The 17,166-nt window shown below is 59.0% G+C and carries 14 protein-coding genes; 7 read left to right on the plus strand and 7 right to left on the minus strand.

All coding sequences use genetic code 11. The features are described from left to right. The first annotated feature begins 9 nt into the window (after positions 1–9). Positions 10–360, plus strand: coding sequence for a VOC family protein (locus tag FIV03_RS13915; protein ID WP_152509963.1), 351 nt, complete (start codon positions 10–12; stop codon positions 358–360). Positions 361–401: 41 nt separating this feature from the next. On the opposite strand, the gene FIV03_RS13920 is transcribed toward FIV03_RS13915, so the two are convergent. The 4 genes from FIV03_RS13920 to FIV03_RS13935 all read right to left on the minus strand — a co-directional run bounded on the left by FIV03_RS13920 (position 402) and on the right by FIV03_RS13935 (position 5,523). After that, a complete protein-coding gene (locus tag FIV03_RS13920) occupies positions 402–863 on the minus strand; it encodes a hypothetical protein (RefSeq protein WP_152509964.1) in 462 nt (153 codons plus the stop codon). Positions 864–1,122: 259 nt separating this feature from the next. Continuing rightward, on the minus strand, positions 1,123–1,596 hold the full coding sequence (greA, locus tag FIV03_RS13925) for a transcription elongation factor GreA (RefSeq protein WP_152509965.1): 474 nt from the start codon (positions 1,594–1,596) through the stop codon (positions 1,123–1,125). Positions 1,597–1,710: 114 nt separating this feature from the next. After that, a complete protein-coding gene (gene carB / locus FIV03_RS13930; protein WP_152509966.1) occupies positions 1,711–5,073 on the minus strand; it encodes a carbamoyl-phosphate synthase large subunit in 3,363 nt (1,120 codons plus the stop codon). Between the two features lie 171 nt (positions 5,074–5,244). Beyond that, complete coding sequence (locus tag FIV03_RS13935) at positions 5,245–5,523, minus strand: helix-turn-helix transcriptional regulator (RefSeq protein ID WP_022997958.1); 279 nt, start codon at positions 5,521–5,523, stop codon at positions 5,245–5,247. A gap of 871 nt (positions 5,524–6,394) precedes the next feature. Here FIV03_RS13935 and FIV03_RS13940 point away from each other — a divergent pair. Next, positions 6,395–6,832: a MerR family transcriptional regulator gene (locus FIV03_RS13940; RefSeq protein ID WP_022997956.1), complete on the plus strand. Its 438-nt coding sequence runs from the start codon at positions 6,395–6,397 to the stop codon at positions 6,830–6,832. A 151-nt stretch (positions 6,833–6,983) separates the two neighbouring features. Here FIV03_RS13940 and carA read toward each other — a convergent pair whose 3' ends face one another. Then, positions 6,984–8,168, minus strand: a complete 1,185-nt coding sequence (gene carA / locus FIV03_RS13945; protein WP_152509967.1) for a glutamine-hydrolyzing carbamoyl-phosphate synthase small subunit — start codon at positions 8,166–8,168, stop codon at positions 6,984–6,986. A 245-nt stretch (positions 8,169–8,413) separates the two neighbouring features. Here carA and FIV03_RS13950 point away from each other — a divergent pair, with 245 nt between their 5' ends. The 5 genes from FIV03_RS13950 to FIV03_RS13970 all read left to right on the plus strand — a co-directional run bounded on the left by FIV03_RS13950 (position 8,414) and on the right by FIV03_RS13970 (position 14,944). Next, complete coding sequence (locus tag FIV03_RS13950) at positions 8,414–8,908, plus strand: GatB/YqeY domain-containing protein (protein ID WP_168692442.1); 495 nt, start codon at positions 8,414–8,416, stop codon at positions 8,906–8,908. 174 nt (positions 8,909–9,082) lie between these two features. Next, on the plus strand, positions 9,083–11,029 hold the full coding sequence (gene dnaG, locus FIV03_RS13955; RefSeq protein WP_152509969.1) for a DNA primase: 1,947 nt from the start codon (positions 9,083–9,085) through the stop codon (positions 11,027–11,029). Between the two features lie 530 nt (positions 11,030–11,559). After that, complete coding sequence (gene rpoD / locus FIV03_RS13960; RefSeq protein ID WP_055656729.1) at positions 11,560–13,548, plus strand: RNA polymerase sigma factor RpoD; 1,989 nt, start codon at positions 11,560–11,562, stop codon at positions 13,546–13,548. 106 nt (positions 13,549–13,654) lie between these two features. Further along, positions 13,655–13,939, plus strand: a complete 285-nt coding sequence (locus FIV03_RS13965; RefSeq protein WP_152509970.1) for a hypothetical protein — start codon at positions 13,655–13,657, stop codon at positions 13,937–13,939. A gap of 120 nt (positions 13,940–14,059) precedes the next feature. Beyond that, positions 14,060–14,944 (plus strand): DUF930 domain-containing protein, encoded by an 885-nt coding sequence (locus FIV03_RS13970; RefSeq protein ID WP_152509971.1) that lies wholly within the window; start codon positions 14,060–14,062, stop codon positions 14,942–14,944. Positions 14,945–14,964: 20 nt separating this feature from the next. On the opposite strand, the gene FIV03_RS13975 is transcribed toward FIV03_RS13970, so the two are convergent. After that, complete coding sequence (locus FIV03_RS13975; protein WP_152509972.1) at positions 14,965–15,948, minus strand: hypothetical protein; 984 nt, start codon at positions 15,946–15,948, stop codon at positions 14,965–14,967. A 56-nt stretch (positions 15,949–16,004) separates the two neighbouring features. Further along, positions 16,005–17,105 carry a PAAR domain-containing protein gene (locus FIV03_RS13980; protein WP_152509973.1) on the minus strand — a complete coding sequence of 367 codons (1,101 nt, stop codon included), beginning with the start codon at positions 17,103–17,105 and terminating at the stop codon, positions 16,005–16,007. Between the last annotated feature and the right edge of the window lie 61 nt (positions 17,106–17,166).

Consider the following 17,166-nt stretch of genomic DNA (forward strand, 5'->3'; position numbering starts at 1 on the left):
CAAGACGCCATGGCTGTAAAACGTGTCGTTGCCAACATCGCATCGCCGGATACCGGCAAGGCGCAAAGCTTCTACGGCGACGTGCTGGGCATGGACCTGGCGATGGATCACGGCTGGATCGTCACCTTTGCAGGCGAACGGGGTGCAATGGCCCAGGTCAGCATTGCGGTCGAAGGTGGCGCGGGAACGCCCGTGCCCGATTTTTCGGTCGAGGTCGACAACCTTGAGGAAGTGCTGGAAAAAGTGCAGGCAAAAGGCCTCGACATCGAATACGGCCCGGCAGATGAGCCCTGGGGCGTCAGGCGCTTTTACGTGCGCGACCCCTTCGGGCGCCTGGTGAATATTTTGCAGCACGCGTGAGGCGCTGACTGCCGATGCGGCGGGCAAGGGCGCCAACAAACTCACGAAGCCAGTTTTTTCACTTTTTTCTGCAGGCGCCGGATCAGGGAGATGTCCCTGAGAGCGGCGGATACCAGAGTAAAGGCGACGGTCACAAGCAGGATGGTCGTCAGTGCCGCAACGGGCAGCATCTGGTCATAGTGGTAGCTGTCGAGCGCCTGGTCGACAGGTTCAATGCCGGAATAGAACCTGCTGCGTATCGCGTCGCTGTACGTCGTAATGCCAAAGTTGCCATTTTTCAGATAGCGCAGACCGAAGACGACGAAGAAAACGGCAACAGCCAGGGCGATCAGGTAGCCGGCCATCCGGACGGCGAACACGAAGGAGCTTTCGTGGCGTTGCGCGACGAGGCGCTTGAACATCAGGCGTTCGCGTGCCGTGAGCCTGGAAAACAGAAACCAGCGGTATATCCATAACGGCACCGACGCGATCAACAACCATACGGCAATCGCGTTAAAGACCATTGCAAATCCTCCGACACTTTCCGGTTGTCAGCTTAACGGCTGTGTCGTGGACGTCAAAGGGAAAGCGCAGCTTTTGCTGCGACTTAAGGGCAGTCGCAGAGCGCGTATACGTTGCCGGAGATCGGCGCCAGGCAGGTCCGGGTTCAAAGGGAACCCGGACGTTCAAACGGCCAGGGGCGATTTCCAGGCACGCTGAAACCGGAGTCGGCCCCTGCAAGGAGAGGCCAGACCGGGAAGGCACAACACTGAAAGGGTGGGGTCAGACGAAACGTACGTCGACGATCTCGTAAGACCGGGCACCGCCAGGGGCAGCAACTTCGACGCTGTCGCCGGTGGACTTGCCAATCAGGGCGCGGGCGATCGGAGAAGAAATAGAGACCTTGTTCTGCTTCACGTCGGATTCGACGTCGCCAACGATCATGTATTTCTTTTCTTCTTCGGTGTCCTCGTCGATGAGGGTGACGGTCGCGCCGAATTTGACGATGTCGCCGGACAGCTTGGACACATCAATGATTTCAGCGCGGGACAGCTTGTCTTCCAGTTCCGAAATACGGCCTTCGTTCAGGCTCTGGGCTTCTTTAGCCGCATGGTATTCCGCATTTTCCGACAGGTCGCCATGCGCGCGTGCTTCAGCAATCGCCTCGACGATGCGCGGGCGCTCTACCGCGGTACGTTCCTTCAGCTCATCCTGGAGCATCTTGTACCCGGCGGAGGTCATCGGAACTTTTTCCATTGGTCTCAGACCTTCAGCTTATTGGGTCCCCCTAATCTCGAGGACCGCGCTTTGACAAAAACAAACCAAGCCGGGAAAGGCGCGCTTTCCCGGCCGGTCACGAGTATAATAGCCTTAGCCGAAGTAGGATTGTAAAGGTCTTACTTCAAGGCTCCCAGCTTTATGGGCGGCAATGCCTTTCGCAGCAGCCACTGATCCTGCAAGGGTCGTGTAATACGGTACCTTGTTCAGAAGAGCCGCCCGGCGCATCGACCGGCTGTCGGAGATGGCCTGTGCGCCTTCTGTCGTGTTGAAGACGAGCTGGACCTCACCGTTCTTGATAGCATCAACGATATGAGGGCGGCCTTCAAGAACCTTGTTGATCTTCTTCACCGCAATCCCCTTGTCCTCGAGGAACTTCTGGGTGCCGCCGGTGGCGATGATCGTGAAGCCGCCGGCTTCCAGGCTGCGGACGGCGTCAAGCACGCCGGCCTTGTCTTCGTCGCGCATGGAAACGAACACGGTGCCCTTGTCCGGTACCCCAGTGCCGCAGCCGATCTGGGACTTGGCAAAGGCCTTGCCGAAGGCTGTGTCGAGGCCCATGACTTCGCCAGTCGAGCGCATTTCCGGTCCGAGGATCGTGTCGACGCCGGGGAAGCGGGCGAACGGGAAGACAGCTTCCTTGACCGCGATATGGTCGAGTTTTTTCTCGCTGAGACCGAAGGAAGCCAGGCTTTCTCCCGCCATGATACGGCTGGCGATCTTGGCGACCGGGGCACCGATCGTCTTGGCGACGAAGGGCACGGTGCGCGATGCGCGCGGGTTGACTTCCAGAACGAAGATCTCGCCGTTCTTGATGGCGTATTGCACGTTCATCAGGCCGCCGACTTCCAGTGCCAGAGCCAATGCGGTGGTCTGGCGCTTGAGTTCTTCCAGCATCTCTTCGCCGAGCGAGAACGGCGGCAGGGAGCAGGCGCTGTCGCCGGAATGGATACCGGCTTCCTCGATGTGCTCCATGATGCCGCAGACGAACACGTCCTTGCCGTCGCAAAGGGCATCGACATCCACCTCGATCGCGCCGTCGAGATAGCGGTCGAACAGAAGCGGGTTGGTGCCCAGCACGGTGTTGATCTGGCCGGTCTTGTCGTTCGGGTACTTTGCCCGCACTTCCGCCGGGACCAGCTCCGGCAGGGTGCCGAGCAGATAGGAGTTGAGGGCTTCCTCGTCGCGAATGATCTGCATGGCACGGCCACCCAGGACATAGGACGGGCGGACCACCAGAGGCAGGCCGAGCTGGCCGGCGATGAGGCGACCCTGTTCGACGGAATAAGCGATGCCGTTTTCCGGCTGCTTCATGTCGAGCTTGATCAGAAGCTTCTGGAACCGGTCACGGTCTTCGGCAAGATCGATCATGTCCGGTGACGTGCCGAGGATCGGCACGTCCGCCTTGACCAGCGCCTGCGCCAGCTTGAGCGGGGTCTGGCCGCCGAACTGGACGATGACGCCGTGCAGTGTGCCGTTCTCCTGCTCCTTGCGCATGATTTCCAGCACGTCTTCAGCGGTCAGCGGCTCGAAGTAGAGACGGTCAGACGTGTCGTAATCGGTGGAGACGGTTTCCGGGTTGCAGTTGACCATGATGGTCTCGTAGCCCGCGTCTTCCAGCGCAAAGGCGGCATGACAGCAGCAATAGTCGAACTCGATACCCTGGCCGATCCGGTTCGGGCCACCACCCAGAATCACCACCTTCTTCCGGTCGGACGGGGTCGCCTCGCACGCGGGCTGACCCATGAAGGGAGCCTCGTAGGTGGAATACATATAAGCGGTCGGGGAGGCGAACTCGGCAGCGCAGGTGTCGATGCGCTTGTAGACCGGGTGCACGTCCAGCTGCTTGCGGAGCTTGGCAACGTCCGATGCATCGAGATCGGCAAGGCTTGCCAGGCGTGCGTCGGAAAAGCCCATGGCCTTCAGTTTGCGCAGGTTCGCGGCATCCTTCGGCAGGCCGAGCTTGCGGACCTTTGCTTCCATTTCCAGGATGGCTTCGATCTGTTCCAGGAACCAGGGATTGATGCCGCTGGCCTCGTAGATTTCCTCGACCGTCATGCCAAGGCGCATGGCCTGGGCGACGTTGAGAAGCCGGGTCGGTGTCGGTGTCGAGACGGCAGCGCGCAGGGCGTTGCGGTCGTCGCCCTGATCAAGGCCCGGGATTTCGGTTTCATCAAAGCCGTTCAGGCCCGTTTCCAGACCACGCAACGCCTTCTGCAGGCTTTCGTTGAAGGTCCGGCCAATGGCCATCACTTCGCCGACCGACTTCATGGCAGTGGTCAGGGTTGCTTCGGAGCCCGGAAATTTTTCGAAGGCGAAACGCGGGATCTTGGTGACCACGTAATCGATGGTCGGTTCGAACGATGCCGGGGTCGCGCCGCCGGTGATGTCGTTCTCAAGTTCGTCCAGCGTGTAGCCGACAGCAAGCTTGGCCGCGATCTTGGCGATCGGGAAGCCGGTTGCCTTGGAGGCCAGGGCGGAAGACCGCGACACGCGCGGGTTCATTTCGATGACGACAAGGCGGCCATTGTCCGGATTGACCGCGAACTGCACGTTCGATCCGCCGGTTTCCACGCCGATCTCGCGCAGGACCGCGATCGAGGCGTCGCGCATGATCTGGTATTCCTTGTCGGTCAGCGTCAGGGCCGGGGCGACAGTGATGGAATCACCGGTATGCACGCCCATCGGATCGACGTTCTCGATGGAGCAGATGATGATGCAGTTGTCCGCCGTGTCGCGGACCACTTCCATTTCATATTCCTTCCAGCCGAGCAGGCTCTCGTCGATCAGGACCTGACCGACCGGAGATGCGTCGATGCCGGAGCGGACGATGGTTTCGAATTCTTCCCGGTTATAGGCAACGCCGCCGCCGGTGCCGCCGAGGGTGAAGGCGGGGCGGATGATGGCCGGCAGGCCGATCTCGTCGATGGCGCGCATGGCTTCAAGATAGCCGGCATTGCGGTCGTAACCGACGATCCGGCCGTTCTCGTCGTGAATTGCCGGGGAGGAGGCAATGGCCGCGCGCGGGTTTTCCAGACCGATGACGTCCATCGCAGCCCGGAACTTTTCGCGGTCTTCAGCCTTTTCGATGACATCGGCGCGGGCGCCGATCATTTCCACGCCGTATTTTTCCAGAACACCCATCTGTTCCAGATCGAGTGCGCAGTTCAGCGCGGTCTGGCCACCCATCGTCGGCAGAAGCGCGTCAGGGCGTTCCTTCTCGATGATCTTGGCCACCAGCTCGGGAGTGATCGGCTCGATGTAGGTCGCGTCAGCCAGGTCCGGGTCGGTCATGATCGTCGCCGGGTTCGAGTTGACCAGGATGATGCGATACCCTTCCTCGCGCAGCGCCTTGCAGGCCTGGGTGCCCGAATAATCGAATTCACATGCCTGGCCGATGACAATCGGACCGGCACCAATAATCAGGATGGAAGAGATATCTGTGCGTTTTGGCATCTCGGCTCGCAGCTCGCAGCGGCCTTTCCGGACAGCGGTCTCGCTATTCGGTCTGGCTCGGACATGAGGGTATGACTATGTTGGCTGAGCGCGTCTTATAGGGAAAAGCTGCGCAGGAGGGAACCCCGCCAGGGCGTGAAAGTCGACCTTTTGCGAGCTAAAATCACGACTTTATTCCGGCTTGGCAATTTCGGCGGGCAACGGGATCGTTGTCTGGCCGTCAAAGTCGCCGATCCCTTCCGACAATGCATAGCAGGCAAGGCGGATGGATTTGGGAATTTCAACGGGTCGGCCGTCGCGATTTCCCTTTTCGTAATACTGGATCATGCGCTTCTTCAGGCCCAGACGGTCTGCCGCATCCTTCTGCTTTAGCCCGAGTGCTCGCCGCCAATGGCGGAACTGCTGCGGGGTCATGCCGGGCATGGTGTCTTTGGATTTTGAGTCGGCCATTTCGTCTTATTCCAGAATACCTTGGTTGCGGGCATCCCCTTGCGGGTTCGCTCGTCCGGTACTTCTGACAAAAATAACCTTGCTCATCGCTTGTCAATCGAGAAGTGCACAATGTGCCCTTTTTGCGTCGAAGGAGGTGGTTGAATTTGATGGCAAAATTGACCGTGTGGACAAAAAATTGATATACTTGTTTGGTGCCGTAACGGTTGGTCAAATAAGTGATAAGCTTAGATTTTTCCTTACCTTTTCATAAGGAGTAAGGCTGAATTGATATTCGCGCATAGCGGGTATTGTTGCGTATGTAGCGTTCTTTTTCATCTCGTGGATCGCGATTCGTGAACTTTTTTGCCTACATAGTATCTAAGAGAATTTCACTAATTGTAATAATCCTCAGGGTTAGGAGTAAGCGAACTAAGTAATTTTCCCTTGGTCGTTGCCGTGAGGTAAAGAAAATTTATTGTGGATTTATATATTCAAGAAAAGTCTAGTTATTATATTCAGATTATCGATAATTAATATTTGTTCGTGTTTTGGCTAAAGTGCCCCTGAATAAACATTCGTAGATGCGTGTCCTTTCTCGTAGGTTTTTAGTTTTAGTTTTCGCATAACTGAAACTTCCGTAAAAACTGGGCAATATTCCTAAATTTGGCGTAGATTTTAACTGTCGATCCGGTGTATTAGACTACTGCTTAGTCTCCTATGAGTTTGGCGTTGGGAGCTTCTGAAGCGAAGAGCATTGCGCTTCAAGCTGCGGGGGCTGTACTTGCGGTGCTAGTGGGACCTGATGAACCGGAGGTGGGACCGGCGAGTCGGGAGCGCAGCAAGACCCAGCCAGACTTGGAACAAAAAAGACAAGATCGGGCTTAAAAGTATGAACAATGTAGCAACCAAGATGGTCGTGGTGCCGGATATTGCCGGGCCAGGACAAGAAGTGATGCTTGACGATCGCGCTCTCGCGATCTCGGAAATGTCCGAGCGGTTCGACGTAACCCTCAGGACGCTTCGTTTCTACGAAGAAAAGGGTCTTCTCAACCCGGTTCGCAAGGGCGCGCGCCGTTTCTACGGTCCTCGTGACGTTTCGCGGATGCGGGTAATCCTGCAGGCCAAGAAGATCGGCCTCACGCTTGCGGAAATCCGCCGGGTGATCAAGCTGGTGGAAGGCAACGGCAAACGGGAAGACCAGTTCAAGGAACTTCAGGAAATCTGCCTTGCGCAACAGGAGATCCTGGTGGAGCAGAAGCAGATGCTTGACGAGCAGATCGCAGAAGTCGGTCAGATCCTGACGGCATTTGACGAACTGATCGGATAAAGCTTCCGGCATCAGTTATCAAAAAACCCCGGCGTGCACTGCACGCCGGGGTTTTTTATTTGAGGTAACGCTGCATTCCGGTGGCGGAGAGGCGTTGGCCGGCTGGATCGTCGGCCGAACGCTTGTCTGCAATTCCCGGGGCCTGAGTAGGTCAGGCTGCCGATTTCGCGCTTTCCATCAGGTCGGTGAACCGCTTGAACAGGTAGTGGCTGTCACGCGGGCCGGGGGATGCTTCCGGGTGATACTGGACGGAAAACACGGGTTTGTCCTTCATTGCCAGACCACAGTTGGATCCGTCGAACAGGGACACATGGGTCTGCTGCACGTTGTCCGGCAGACTGTCCGCGTCCACCGCGAAACCATGGTTCATGGACGTGATTTCAACCTTGCCGGTGGTGTGGTCGAATACCGGATGATTGGCGCCATGGTGTCCCTGGTGCATCTTGAGGGTCTTGCCGCCAAGCGCCAGTGCGAGCATCTGGTGGCCAAGGCAGATCCCGAACGTGGGAACGCCCGCATCGACAACCTTCCTGATCATCGGCACTGCGTAGTCGCCCGTTGCAGCCGGATCACCGGGGCCGTTGGACAGGAACACGCCATCGGGCGCCTGGGCCAGGACGTCTTCTGCCGTCGCGGTTGCAGGAAGAACCGTGACCTCGCAGCCGGCGTCAGCCAGAAGGCGCAGGATGTTGCGCTTGATGCCGTAGTCAATGGCAACGACCTTGAACTTGCCGGCCTTTGCCTCGCCGTAGCCCTCGTCCCATTTCCAGGTCGTCTGGTGCCACTGGTGCGACTGGGTGGTGGAAGCGTCCTTGGCAAGGTCCATTCCCACCAGGCCGGGCCAGTTTCTGGCGGCCGTTTTCAGTGCATCGACATCGAAATTGCCGTCCGGCGAATGCGCGATCACGCCGTTGGGCACGCCTTTTTCACGGATCAGCGCTGTCAGCGCGCGGGTGTCGATGCCGCTGATGCCGATCAGGTTGCGGCTCTTCAACCACGCATCGAGATGTTTTGCCGCCCTGTAGTTGGCCGGATCGGTGATGGCGGCTGCCAGCACAACGCCGCGGATGCCGCTGTCTGCGGCCATGTTGACCGTCTCGATGTCTTCATCGTTGGTGCCGACATTGCCAATATGCGGAAATGTGAAGGTGATGATCTGACCGGAATAGGAAGGGTCGGTCAGGATCTCCTGGTAACCGGTCATTGCCGTATTAAAGCAAATCTCACCAACGGCTTGGCCGGTTGCGCCGAGGCCCTGTCCCTCGATTACACTGCCGTCGGAGAGCACAAGCAAGGCGGTCGCCGGGGTCTCGGACCATGCGTCTGCAGTCGTCATGTCTTGTTTCCAGATCTTGTTGGTGACATCATGCGCTGCAGGAAGGGCGTCTGCGGCGGGCTGGAAAGCCCGCAAAAGGCCGCCTGCATTAAGCGCGGGACTCTATGGGAAGCGGCTTGGATCGTCAATATTGATCCTCTGAAAAAAGATCTTTAAAATTCAATGGCTTGGCTGAGAAAATGGAATGGCGCCCCTGAGCGCCGGGCCTCAGCGCGGCAGGGGTGGGGTGAACCATGCGCGATGTGATGCGCGAAAGAATCAACGCTGCCCTGAAAGCGGCACAGGACGAAGGCGACAAGCGCAGGTGCGCGACCTTGCGTCTCGTGCAGACCGCTGTGAAGGACCGTGAGGCTGCTGCCCGTGAAAACGGCAAGGACGGCGTCAACGAAACCGAAGTGATTGAGATCCTTCAAAAAATGATCCGCCAGCGGGAAACTTCCGCGGAAGAGTTCGAAAGCAGCGGGCAGCTCGACCTGGCCGAGCAGGAGCGAGAAGAGCAGGAAATCATCCGTGAATTTCTGCCCGTTCAGCTCAGCGACGAGGAAATGCAGAAGATCTGCGAAGAGACGGTCAAGGATATCGACGCGCACGGTCTGCGTGACATCGGCCGCTGCATGAACGAACTGAAGAGCCGTTATCCCGGGAAAATGGACTTCGTGCAGGCGTCCTGCCTGGTGAAGGACATGTTGCGGGCTGACGGCGGTGAACAGGGCAGCTCCGGGACTGGTAAACAGGACTGAACCGCTGTTGCAGCCGGTGAGGCTGATGCAAAAATCGTCCAGAAGCCGGGCATGAGGCCCGGCACCACTGGAAACGACCTTCAAGACATTCTATTTTGGCGGACTGACCGGCGGCGCCCGAGTGTGCCGGTGGCAGGATGCCGTTTTCTGTAATCCGGACCCGTACACTGTTCCATGCGTTTCGAACCGCGCCTACTCGATGAAATTCGTGCCCGTCTGACCTTGTCGGATGTCGTCGGGCGGCGTGTGACCTGGGACAGGCGCAAGACGCAGCCGGGCAAGGGCGACTATTGGGCGTGTTGCCCGTTTCACCAGGAAAAGAGCCCAAGTTTTCACGTCGACGATCGCCGTAACCGATACAAATGTTTTGGCTGCGGTGCGTCCGGTGATCATTTTACGTTCCTGTGTGAAACCGAAGGGCTGAGCTTTCCGGAGGCCGTCGAGCGCCTTGCCGAACAGTCCGGCGTCGGTCTGCCAGCACCCGATCCCCAGGCGGCGCGGCGCGAGAAGAAGCGGGCAGGGCTTGCCGATATCTGCGAAATGGCGGCGCAGTTCTTTCAGGCAGAGTTCGCGGGCCCGCGTGGCGACACTGCCCGTGCCTATACGCAAAAACGCGGCCTGACGCCCGATACCCTGCGCGAGTTCCGGTTCGGGTTTGCGCCTGAAAGCCGCGATGCGCTGAAGGGATATCTTGCAGCGCGCGAGATCCCGGAAGCTGCGATGATCGAGGCTGGCCTGATCATCAAGCCGGAAGACGGGCGCCCGTCCTACGACCGGTTCCGCGGACGTTTGATGATCCCGATCCAGGACGACCGCGGCCGGGTGGTCGCCTTTGGCGGGCGGACCCTGTCTCCGGACGGACAGCCGAAATATCTGAACTCGCCGGAAACACCCCTGTTTCACAAGGGTGTCATGCTGTTCAACGCCCATCGCGCACGCGAACCCGCCTTCAAAAGCGGCGAGGCAGTGGTGGTGGAGGGCTATCTCGATGCAATCGCCCTCTGGCAGGCGGGCATCCACCATGTGGTCGCGTCCTTGGGCACGGCCTTTACCGAAGACCAGGTGGTGCGGCTCTGGAAATTCGCACCCGAACCGGTGATCTGCTTTGACGGCGATGCGGCGGGTGTTTCGGCAGCGCATCGCGCAATCGACCGGATCTTTCCGGTGCTCAAGAGCGGCTATTCGTTCCAGTTCTGCTTCCTGCCTGACGGGATGGACCCTGATGACCTCATCAAGCAGCGCGGGGTGGCAGGCTTTCATGACGAAGTCGAGCGGGCACAATCCCTGTTCGATGTGGTCTGGGATCGGGAGATTTCCGTTTCACGGCTCGATACGCCTGAGCGCAAGGCGGCACTGGAGAAGCGGTTCGATGATCTGATTGCCACCATTCGCGACGAGCGGGTGCGTCGACGGTATCAGCTCGATCTCAAGTTCAAGCTGTCGAACCTGTTCTTCGAGCAGGCACGCCAGTCCCGGCAGGGGGGCAAAGGCGGCAAGGGTGGTGGCTCCGCCGATGCGGCGTCTCCGCTCGGCACGGCACGCGAACGGGTTGCTGCCAGTCACGATTTCGGCACCGAACGGCTGGTGCTCGGTTTGAGCATGCGCTTCCCGCATCTGCTTGACAGGAACTTCGAGCGGTTTTCCAGGTTGCCTTTTGCCAATGACCTCCACAGGCAATTGCGGGACATTCTGTGCCGGATCGTCGATGATCTGGAAGCGACGCCCATTTCCGACCTGACCAGCGCATTCGAGGAACCGCTTCGGAACATCATGGGTGAAATGATGCTCGAAACCATCGGCATGCAGCAGCAACGTGGTGCGGAGTTTTCCGCGCTGACACATCGCTTCCCGCTTCTGAAATCCAATCCGCCGGAGGATTTCATCGAAGCGGCCTATCTGCACTTTCTCGATGTCCTGGAGCTCAATGCGCTGGAAGACGAACTCTCCTCCGAGCTTGCTACCGCGGACGAGCAGCTCGATGAGCATTCCTGGATGCGCATCCAGGCCCTGACGCAGGACCTCAGCCGGAGGCGAGAGGAATGTGCGCGCGATGAAGCCGACCTTGCCGAGCGCGCCAAAAAGATCCGCACGGCACCTCCTGTGGCCGTGGCAGCACATTGACGGAATGGCTTGCCGGCGGCTTAAACGAAGTTCTGCGGACCTTCAGTTGCGGAAAAGGGAACTTTTGGAGCAGCGACCCGTTTTCTGGCGACGAACCGGCATTGGGCCTGAAAATGCCCTCTTTGGTGTGCGCAGGAGCACAAAAATGGCATTTTCCAATTGACCGGTGACGAATCACACTTGCGAATCGCGTGAGCCGAGCTAAATAGAACCTTTGCAGCCCTCAAGCGCCGGAGCTTTCAAGCCTGCTCGCGGCAAAAGTCTTAATATAGCTGCAACCCGAACGAACACCTTTTACGCATCCGTTTCCGGATGCCGACAGAAAAGGCCGTGTGCTGCGTCGATGCTGAAATATGCCAATGTCGAAAAGTGTACGGTTAATTGGGACTTAAGGGACACGGCTTACAAACCTAACCGCAGTGATTCTTTCAGACGCCGCCGCACCACATGCTGGCGCGCTGGGGGTGAATTGGGTTGAAGCCAAACAAAGGGCGCGGCGTGGCCGGACCGGCCGCGAACTGGAGCACGATATGGTAGCCAAAGCGACACAAGCAGACGACACACAGGAGCAGAGCACGGACGGCCCTGACGGCCCTCTGCTGGACCTGTCGGATGCCGCTGTCAAAAAGATGATCAAAGCCGCCAAGAAACGCGGCTATGTCACCTATGATGAACTGAACGAGGTTCTGCCCTCCGAGCAGGTGTCTTCGGAAAAGATCGAAGACACCATGTCCATGCTTTCCGACATGGGCATCAACGTGATCGATTCCGACGAAGCCGAAGAAGGCCCGGAAGAAGTCGATGGTGGCGATCTGGTCGCCGCAAGCACGACGGCGCTTGCCAAGAGCACCACGAAAGAGCCCGCCGACCGCACCGACGATCCCGTGCGCATGTACCTGCGCGAGATGGGTTCGGTCGAGCTGCTGTCGCGTGAGGGCGAAATCGCGATTGCCAAGCGCATCGAGGCTGGCCGCGAGGCGATGATTGCGGGTCTTTGCGAAAGCCCGCTGACCTTCCAGGCCATCATCATCTGGCGTGACGAGTTGAACGAAGCCCAGGTCCTTCTGCGCGACATTATCGATCTGGAAGCAACCTATGCCGGCCCTGATGCCAAGGCCGGCCCGGCCGTTGCCAATGACGATGTGGCGCCGAGCGAAGGCAATTCGGAAAATTCGGGTGGTGCGTCTGAAGACACCGAAAACGAAAGCGAAGACGGTGACGGTGAGGATGACGACGACGAGTTTGAATCCAACGTTTCCCTGTCCGCGATGGAAGCCGAGCTGAAGCCGGGCGTCCTGGAAACCTTCGACAACATCGCCGACAACTACAAGAAGCTTCGCCGCCTGCAGGATCAGCTGGTGGAAAACAAGCTGGCCAACAAGACCCTGTCGCCAAGCCAGGAGCGCCGCTACAAGAAGCTGAAAGAAGACATCATCGTTGATGTTAAGAGCCTGTCGCTCAACCAGAACCGTATCGACGCCCTGGTTGCCCAGCTCTATGACATCAACAAGCGCCTGATGGGCTATGAAGGCCGTCTGCTGCGTCTGGCCGACAGCTACAATGTCGACCGCACGGACTTCCTGAAACAGTATCAGGGTGCCGAGCTCGACCCGAACTGGCTGCGCAAGGTTGCCAATCTTTCCACGCGCGGCTGGAAAAACTTCATCGCGAAGGAAAAGGAAACCGTTCGCGAGCTGCGTCAGGACATCCAGACGCTGGCCACCGAAACCGGGCTCGAAATCACCGAATTCCGCCGCATCGTTGCGATGGTCCAGAAGGGCGAACGCGAAGCACGTATCGCGAAGAAGGAAATGGTCGAGGCGAACTTGCGTCTCGTGATCTCCATCGCGAAGAAATACACCAACCGCGGCCTGCAGTTCCTGGATCTGATCCAGGAAGGCAACATCGGCCTGATGAAGGCGGTGGACAAGTTCGAATACCGGCGCGGCTACAAGTTCTCCACCTATGCGACATGGTGGATCCGGCAGGCGATCACCCGTTCGATCGCCGACCAGGCCCGTACCATCCGTATTCCGGTGCACATGATCGAAACGATCAACAAGATCGTGCGTACGTCGCGCCAGATGCTACATGAAATCGGACGCGAGCCGACCCCGGAAGAGCTGGCAGAAAAGCTGCAGATGCCGCTGGAGAAGGTTCGCAAGGTTCTGAAGATCGCCAAGGAACCGATCTCGCTCGAAACACCGATTGGTGACGAGGAAGATTCGCACCTGGGCGATTTCATCGAGGACAAGAACGCGGTTCTGCCCATCGATGCGGCCATCCAGTCGAACCTGCGCGAAACGACCACCCGCGTGCTCGCCTCGCTCACTCCGCGTGAGGAACGCGTGCTGCGCATGCGCTTCGGTATCGGCATGAACACCGACCACACTCTGGAAGAAGTCGGGCAGCAGTTCTCGGTTACCCGTGAACGTATCCGCCAGATCGAAGCGAAGGCGCTGCGCAAGCTGAAGCACCCGAGCCGGTCTCGCAAGCTGCGGTCGTTCCTGGACAGCTAAGCTGCCGGGAAGAGCTTGAAACATCGAAGAACCCGGCGGAGACGCCGGGTTTTTTTGAAACTTCGAACCTGAAATCAACCGGCAACTTTGCTGTAAGGGCGCTCTATTGGCCATCACCGCCGACATGGACCGGAACATGGTCGGGATTGAGCCTGCGGACCGGCGGCTTTTCCTGTGGGGGCTTGTGGTCTCCGCCGTGCTGCACGCGCTTGTGGCCTTGATGCTGCTGGAAGGCGTATCCGGCTATACGACCCAGCCCCTACAGGACGTGGTTGAAGTCGAACTGCTGCCCCCGCCGCCGCAGGAGGAAGAGACGCCACCTGCGGAACTTGAGCAACCTGAACCGGAGCAACCGGAGCAGGAAGAGGTGGAAACACCCGAACAACCCTAGCCGCCGGAACAGGAGCAGGCCGAGGAAGCCCCGCCGCCGCCTCCACCACCGCCAGCGTCCGCTCGCGAAGACCTTGCCGAGACGCCCGAACAACCGCCAGAGCCGTCCGTTCTCCAGGAAGTGACCGAGTTCGGCGAAGAAGACACGGGCCTGCAAGGGGAAGAGGAAACGCCGCCGGCATCCGCTGAAAGCGCTTCCACGGAGAGCGAGCAGCAGGCGGAAACCGACGCGCAGACGGATGAGGCCCAGGCGGGCGAAACGGACGCCGGCGAAGGGGAAGGTGAGGGCGAAGGTCAGGAGACCGAGGCTGCCGAAACCGAAGCGCCGCAGGAGGAGGCTCCGGAAGAAGCACAGGATACCGCCGCTGAAGACACCGCTGATGATAGCGAAGCTCCTGACGAGGAGGCCTCAGACGTTGCCGAAACACCCGAACAGCCGGAGGCCCTGCCAGAGGAGACCGTTGGAACCGGCGCGGAAACGGACACGGCTGAAACCGGAGAGCAGCCCGCCGAAGACTTCGGAATTGTCGGACCGATCGCAACAAACAAGACGCCCGCTCCCAAACCACCGAAACCGGTGGCTTCGCCTCAACGCGACCAGGCAGGAGGAAAGCGGGCATCAGGCGGCTCGGAAGGACCTCCAGCCGGAATGATTGCAGCTCGGGAACTTTATTCCCGCGATATTCTGGATGATCCGCAGGCGCGCACGGCCATGCGCGGCATGACCGAGGGCCAGCGGCTGAACCTCTTGTGCATGACCGAGTTGAGAGAGCAGATTGCTTCCGTCAGTTCCTTGCCGCCGGAACTGCTGCCGTCTTTCCGGCCTCGTGGCGGCAACGTTCTGCAGCCGCGTATCGCGGCATTCCGCAGTCTTGGCCGCTGGTTCGACGTTGCTTTCCGCTGCGAGACGGACAGCGGCGTGACGCGTGTGGAGCGGTTCTCCTTCAAGATCGGCAAGGAGATACCGCAAAGTCAGTGGCTGGAACGGGGACTGACGGGGTTCTGACCCCGCCAGTTTGACTGACCTCAGGACTGACGCTTGAATTGCAGCGACGCGTTGGCGATTTCGTGCGCGCGCATGTTCACCGCCCAATTGTAGAACGAAGTCTTGCGAGAGGGGCCGAGTATGGAACTGATGATCACGTGCGACGGGGTCTTCATCGCCAGCGCGGTGAATTCCAGCGGATCATTGCTTTCACTCGTACGGGCACCGACGGTCACTTCGGTGGCTTCGATAAACGGCGGGTCGAGCGTCACCGCTTTCGACGTCGCACCCGCGTCGAAAATGATGTCGGAACCTTCGAACTCCCGTCTGGTCTTGCCCAGTTCCTGAACAAGGTCTACCGGCTGCTGTGCGCTGATCGCCTTCAGTCTGGCAAACCCGAGGATCTCGCCATTGGAGCCCGTGCGGGCAAAGTCGATGGCCATGCGATCGGCCAGACCGGATTGCGGCTGGTTGACATGCCAGGACGCGGGAAAGAAGAAGCCGATGTCCTGGAACAGGGAAAAGTTGCTCCAGTCCTCGATCACGTTCGGCTGCCTGACCTGTTCGGTGCGGAACGACCTGACGGCCATGTTGACGATGTCCGAAAGGGCAGCAAACTCGCTGGAAGGAACAAAGGCCTGGATCAGGATCAGCGTATTGCCATTCACCGTGACGGTGACGAGGCCGCGCAGTTCGTGGCCTTCGGCCCTGACAAAGCAGCTTGCGCGTGCGCGGCGAGCATCGATCGGCTGCAGGGTGTCGACATGCCAGGACGACAGGGAGCAGTAGTATTCGAGCCAGTGTGCGGCCGAGATCTCGTTGTTGAGGAGAATGCCGATCACCTGGACGGAGATATTCGTCGCCTGGGGAGGCTCGAAAACCGCAATGATGGTGGGGCTGTCCACCGTGAGGGGCTGCTCGTTGGCCTGCTTTACCTCCCAGCTTCCGGGAAGCAGAAGCTGGAACGCAAAAGGTGCCGGGCTGATTGCGGTCAGTTCGGCGGCGACATAGTCCTCAGTGGTCATTCCGATTATCACCCTTGGGTGTTCCTGCCGGCGGTCTCGAGTGCAAAACCACCTGTCTAATAAACTCCGACAAAGACCTTGAAGCCCGCCATCGGACCAGCCCCTGCCTTGGCTTCAGCAGTCACGCCATAGGCGTCACCGATTTTTCCTGCCTGCGCGCTGGCCCCGGCTGCAGCCCCGACACCGGCTTCTCCGCGGCCTCCGATTCGAAGGCCGTGGTCATAGGCGCTGTCGAGCGTTCGTTTCGCCGGATCTCCGCTCACCCAGCTCAAAAACGGGCCAAGGGTGTTGTCGTACAGGGTTTTGGGACTGATGTTAATGGTGCCTTCGGCGCTGGCCTGTACCAGAACGAGTTCACCTCCGATTTTGCCTTCCACTCCCGCAAAATCTTCGGATTTTCTGAAGCCGAGACCGCCTTCGGCTGAAGCGGACAGGGCTTCGCCTTCCACCTTGCCACCGACAAGCCCGTTGAGTGTCTTGCCTTCGGCCTTCCCGGTGATGGCGGCAACCTTCGCATTTGCATAAGCTCCAGCGGCATAGTCCCCGTTGATATCGCCGGATATGCCGAGCTTTGCCTCCGCGCTCGCCTCGGTCTTGAAATGACCGCCTTCCGATTCCCAGAAGGTCTTTTCCTTGCTGAAAAGCTCATACTCGTATTCGGCGCTGGCTTCAGCGTTCTCCTTCAGCTGGTCCTTGAGCGACCGCTTCTCGGTTTCCGGCTTCTTGATGCCGTTCGAGTTGTATCGTTCCTTGTAGGGCTTCTCGATACCCGTCTCCGCACCGGCAGAGAACTTGTGCGGACTTTTTGCCGGAGGCGCTGCGCCGCCTGCTCCTCCGCCACCGCCTCCACCACTACCGCCTTGCGTTCCGATCAGAACCGTTGGCAGGCCGGTTATGATTGTTCCGGCCTTTGCGGTCAGATCTGTCATTCGCGCAGCAGGGCTGCCTTCGACCAGAACCGTCCACGCACCCGTAATGATGGGGTCACCACCGGCTGGTGGCGGCGGGCCGACGCAAACGCACATGTCGCCAACACGTGCCTGCGGCAGCTTGCCGGTAAGCACGGTAAAGGCGCCTTTCCATACGATTGGCGCGGGAACGCCCATGCACATGGGGCAGGTATGCAGGTCGGTGAGACGAGCGGCAGGAAAACCCATAAATGAACCGGTCTTAATAAAAACTGCCGGATCATCGGAAAGTTGTTTCACACTGTCAATA

The organism is Labrenzia sp. THAF187b, from assembly GCF_009363375.1.
GTDB lineage: Bacteria > Pseudomonadota > Alphaproteobacteria > Rhizobiales > Stappiaceae > Roseibium > Roseibium algicola.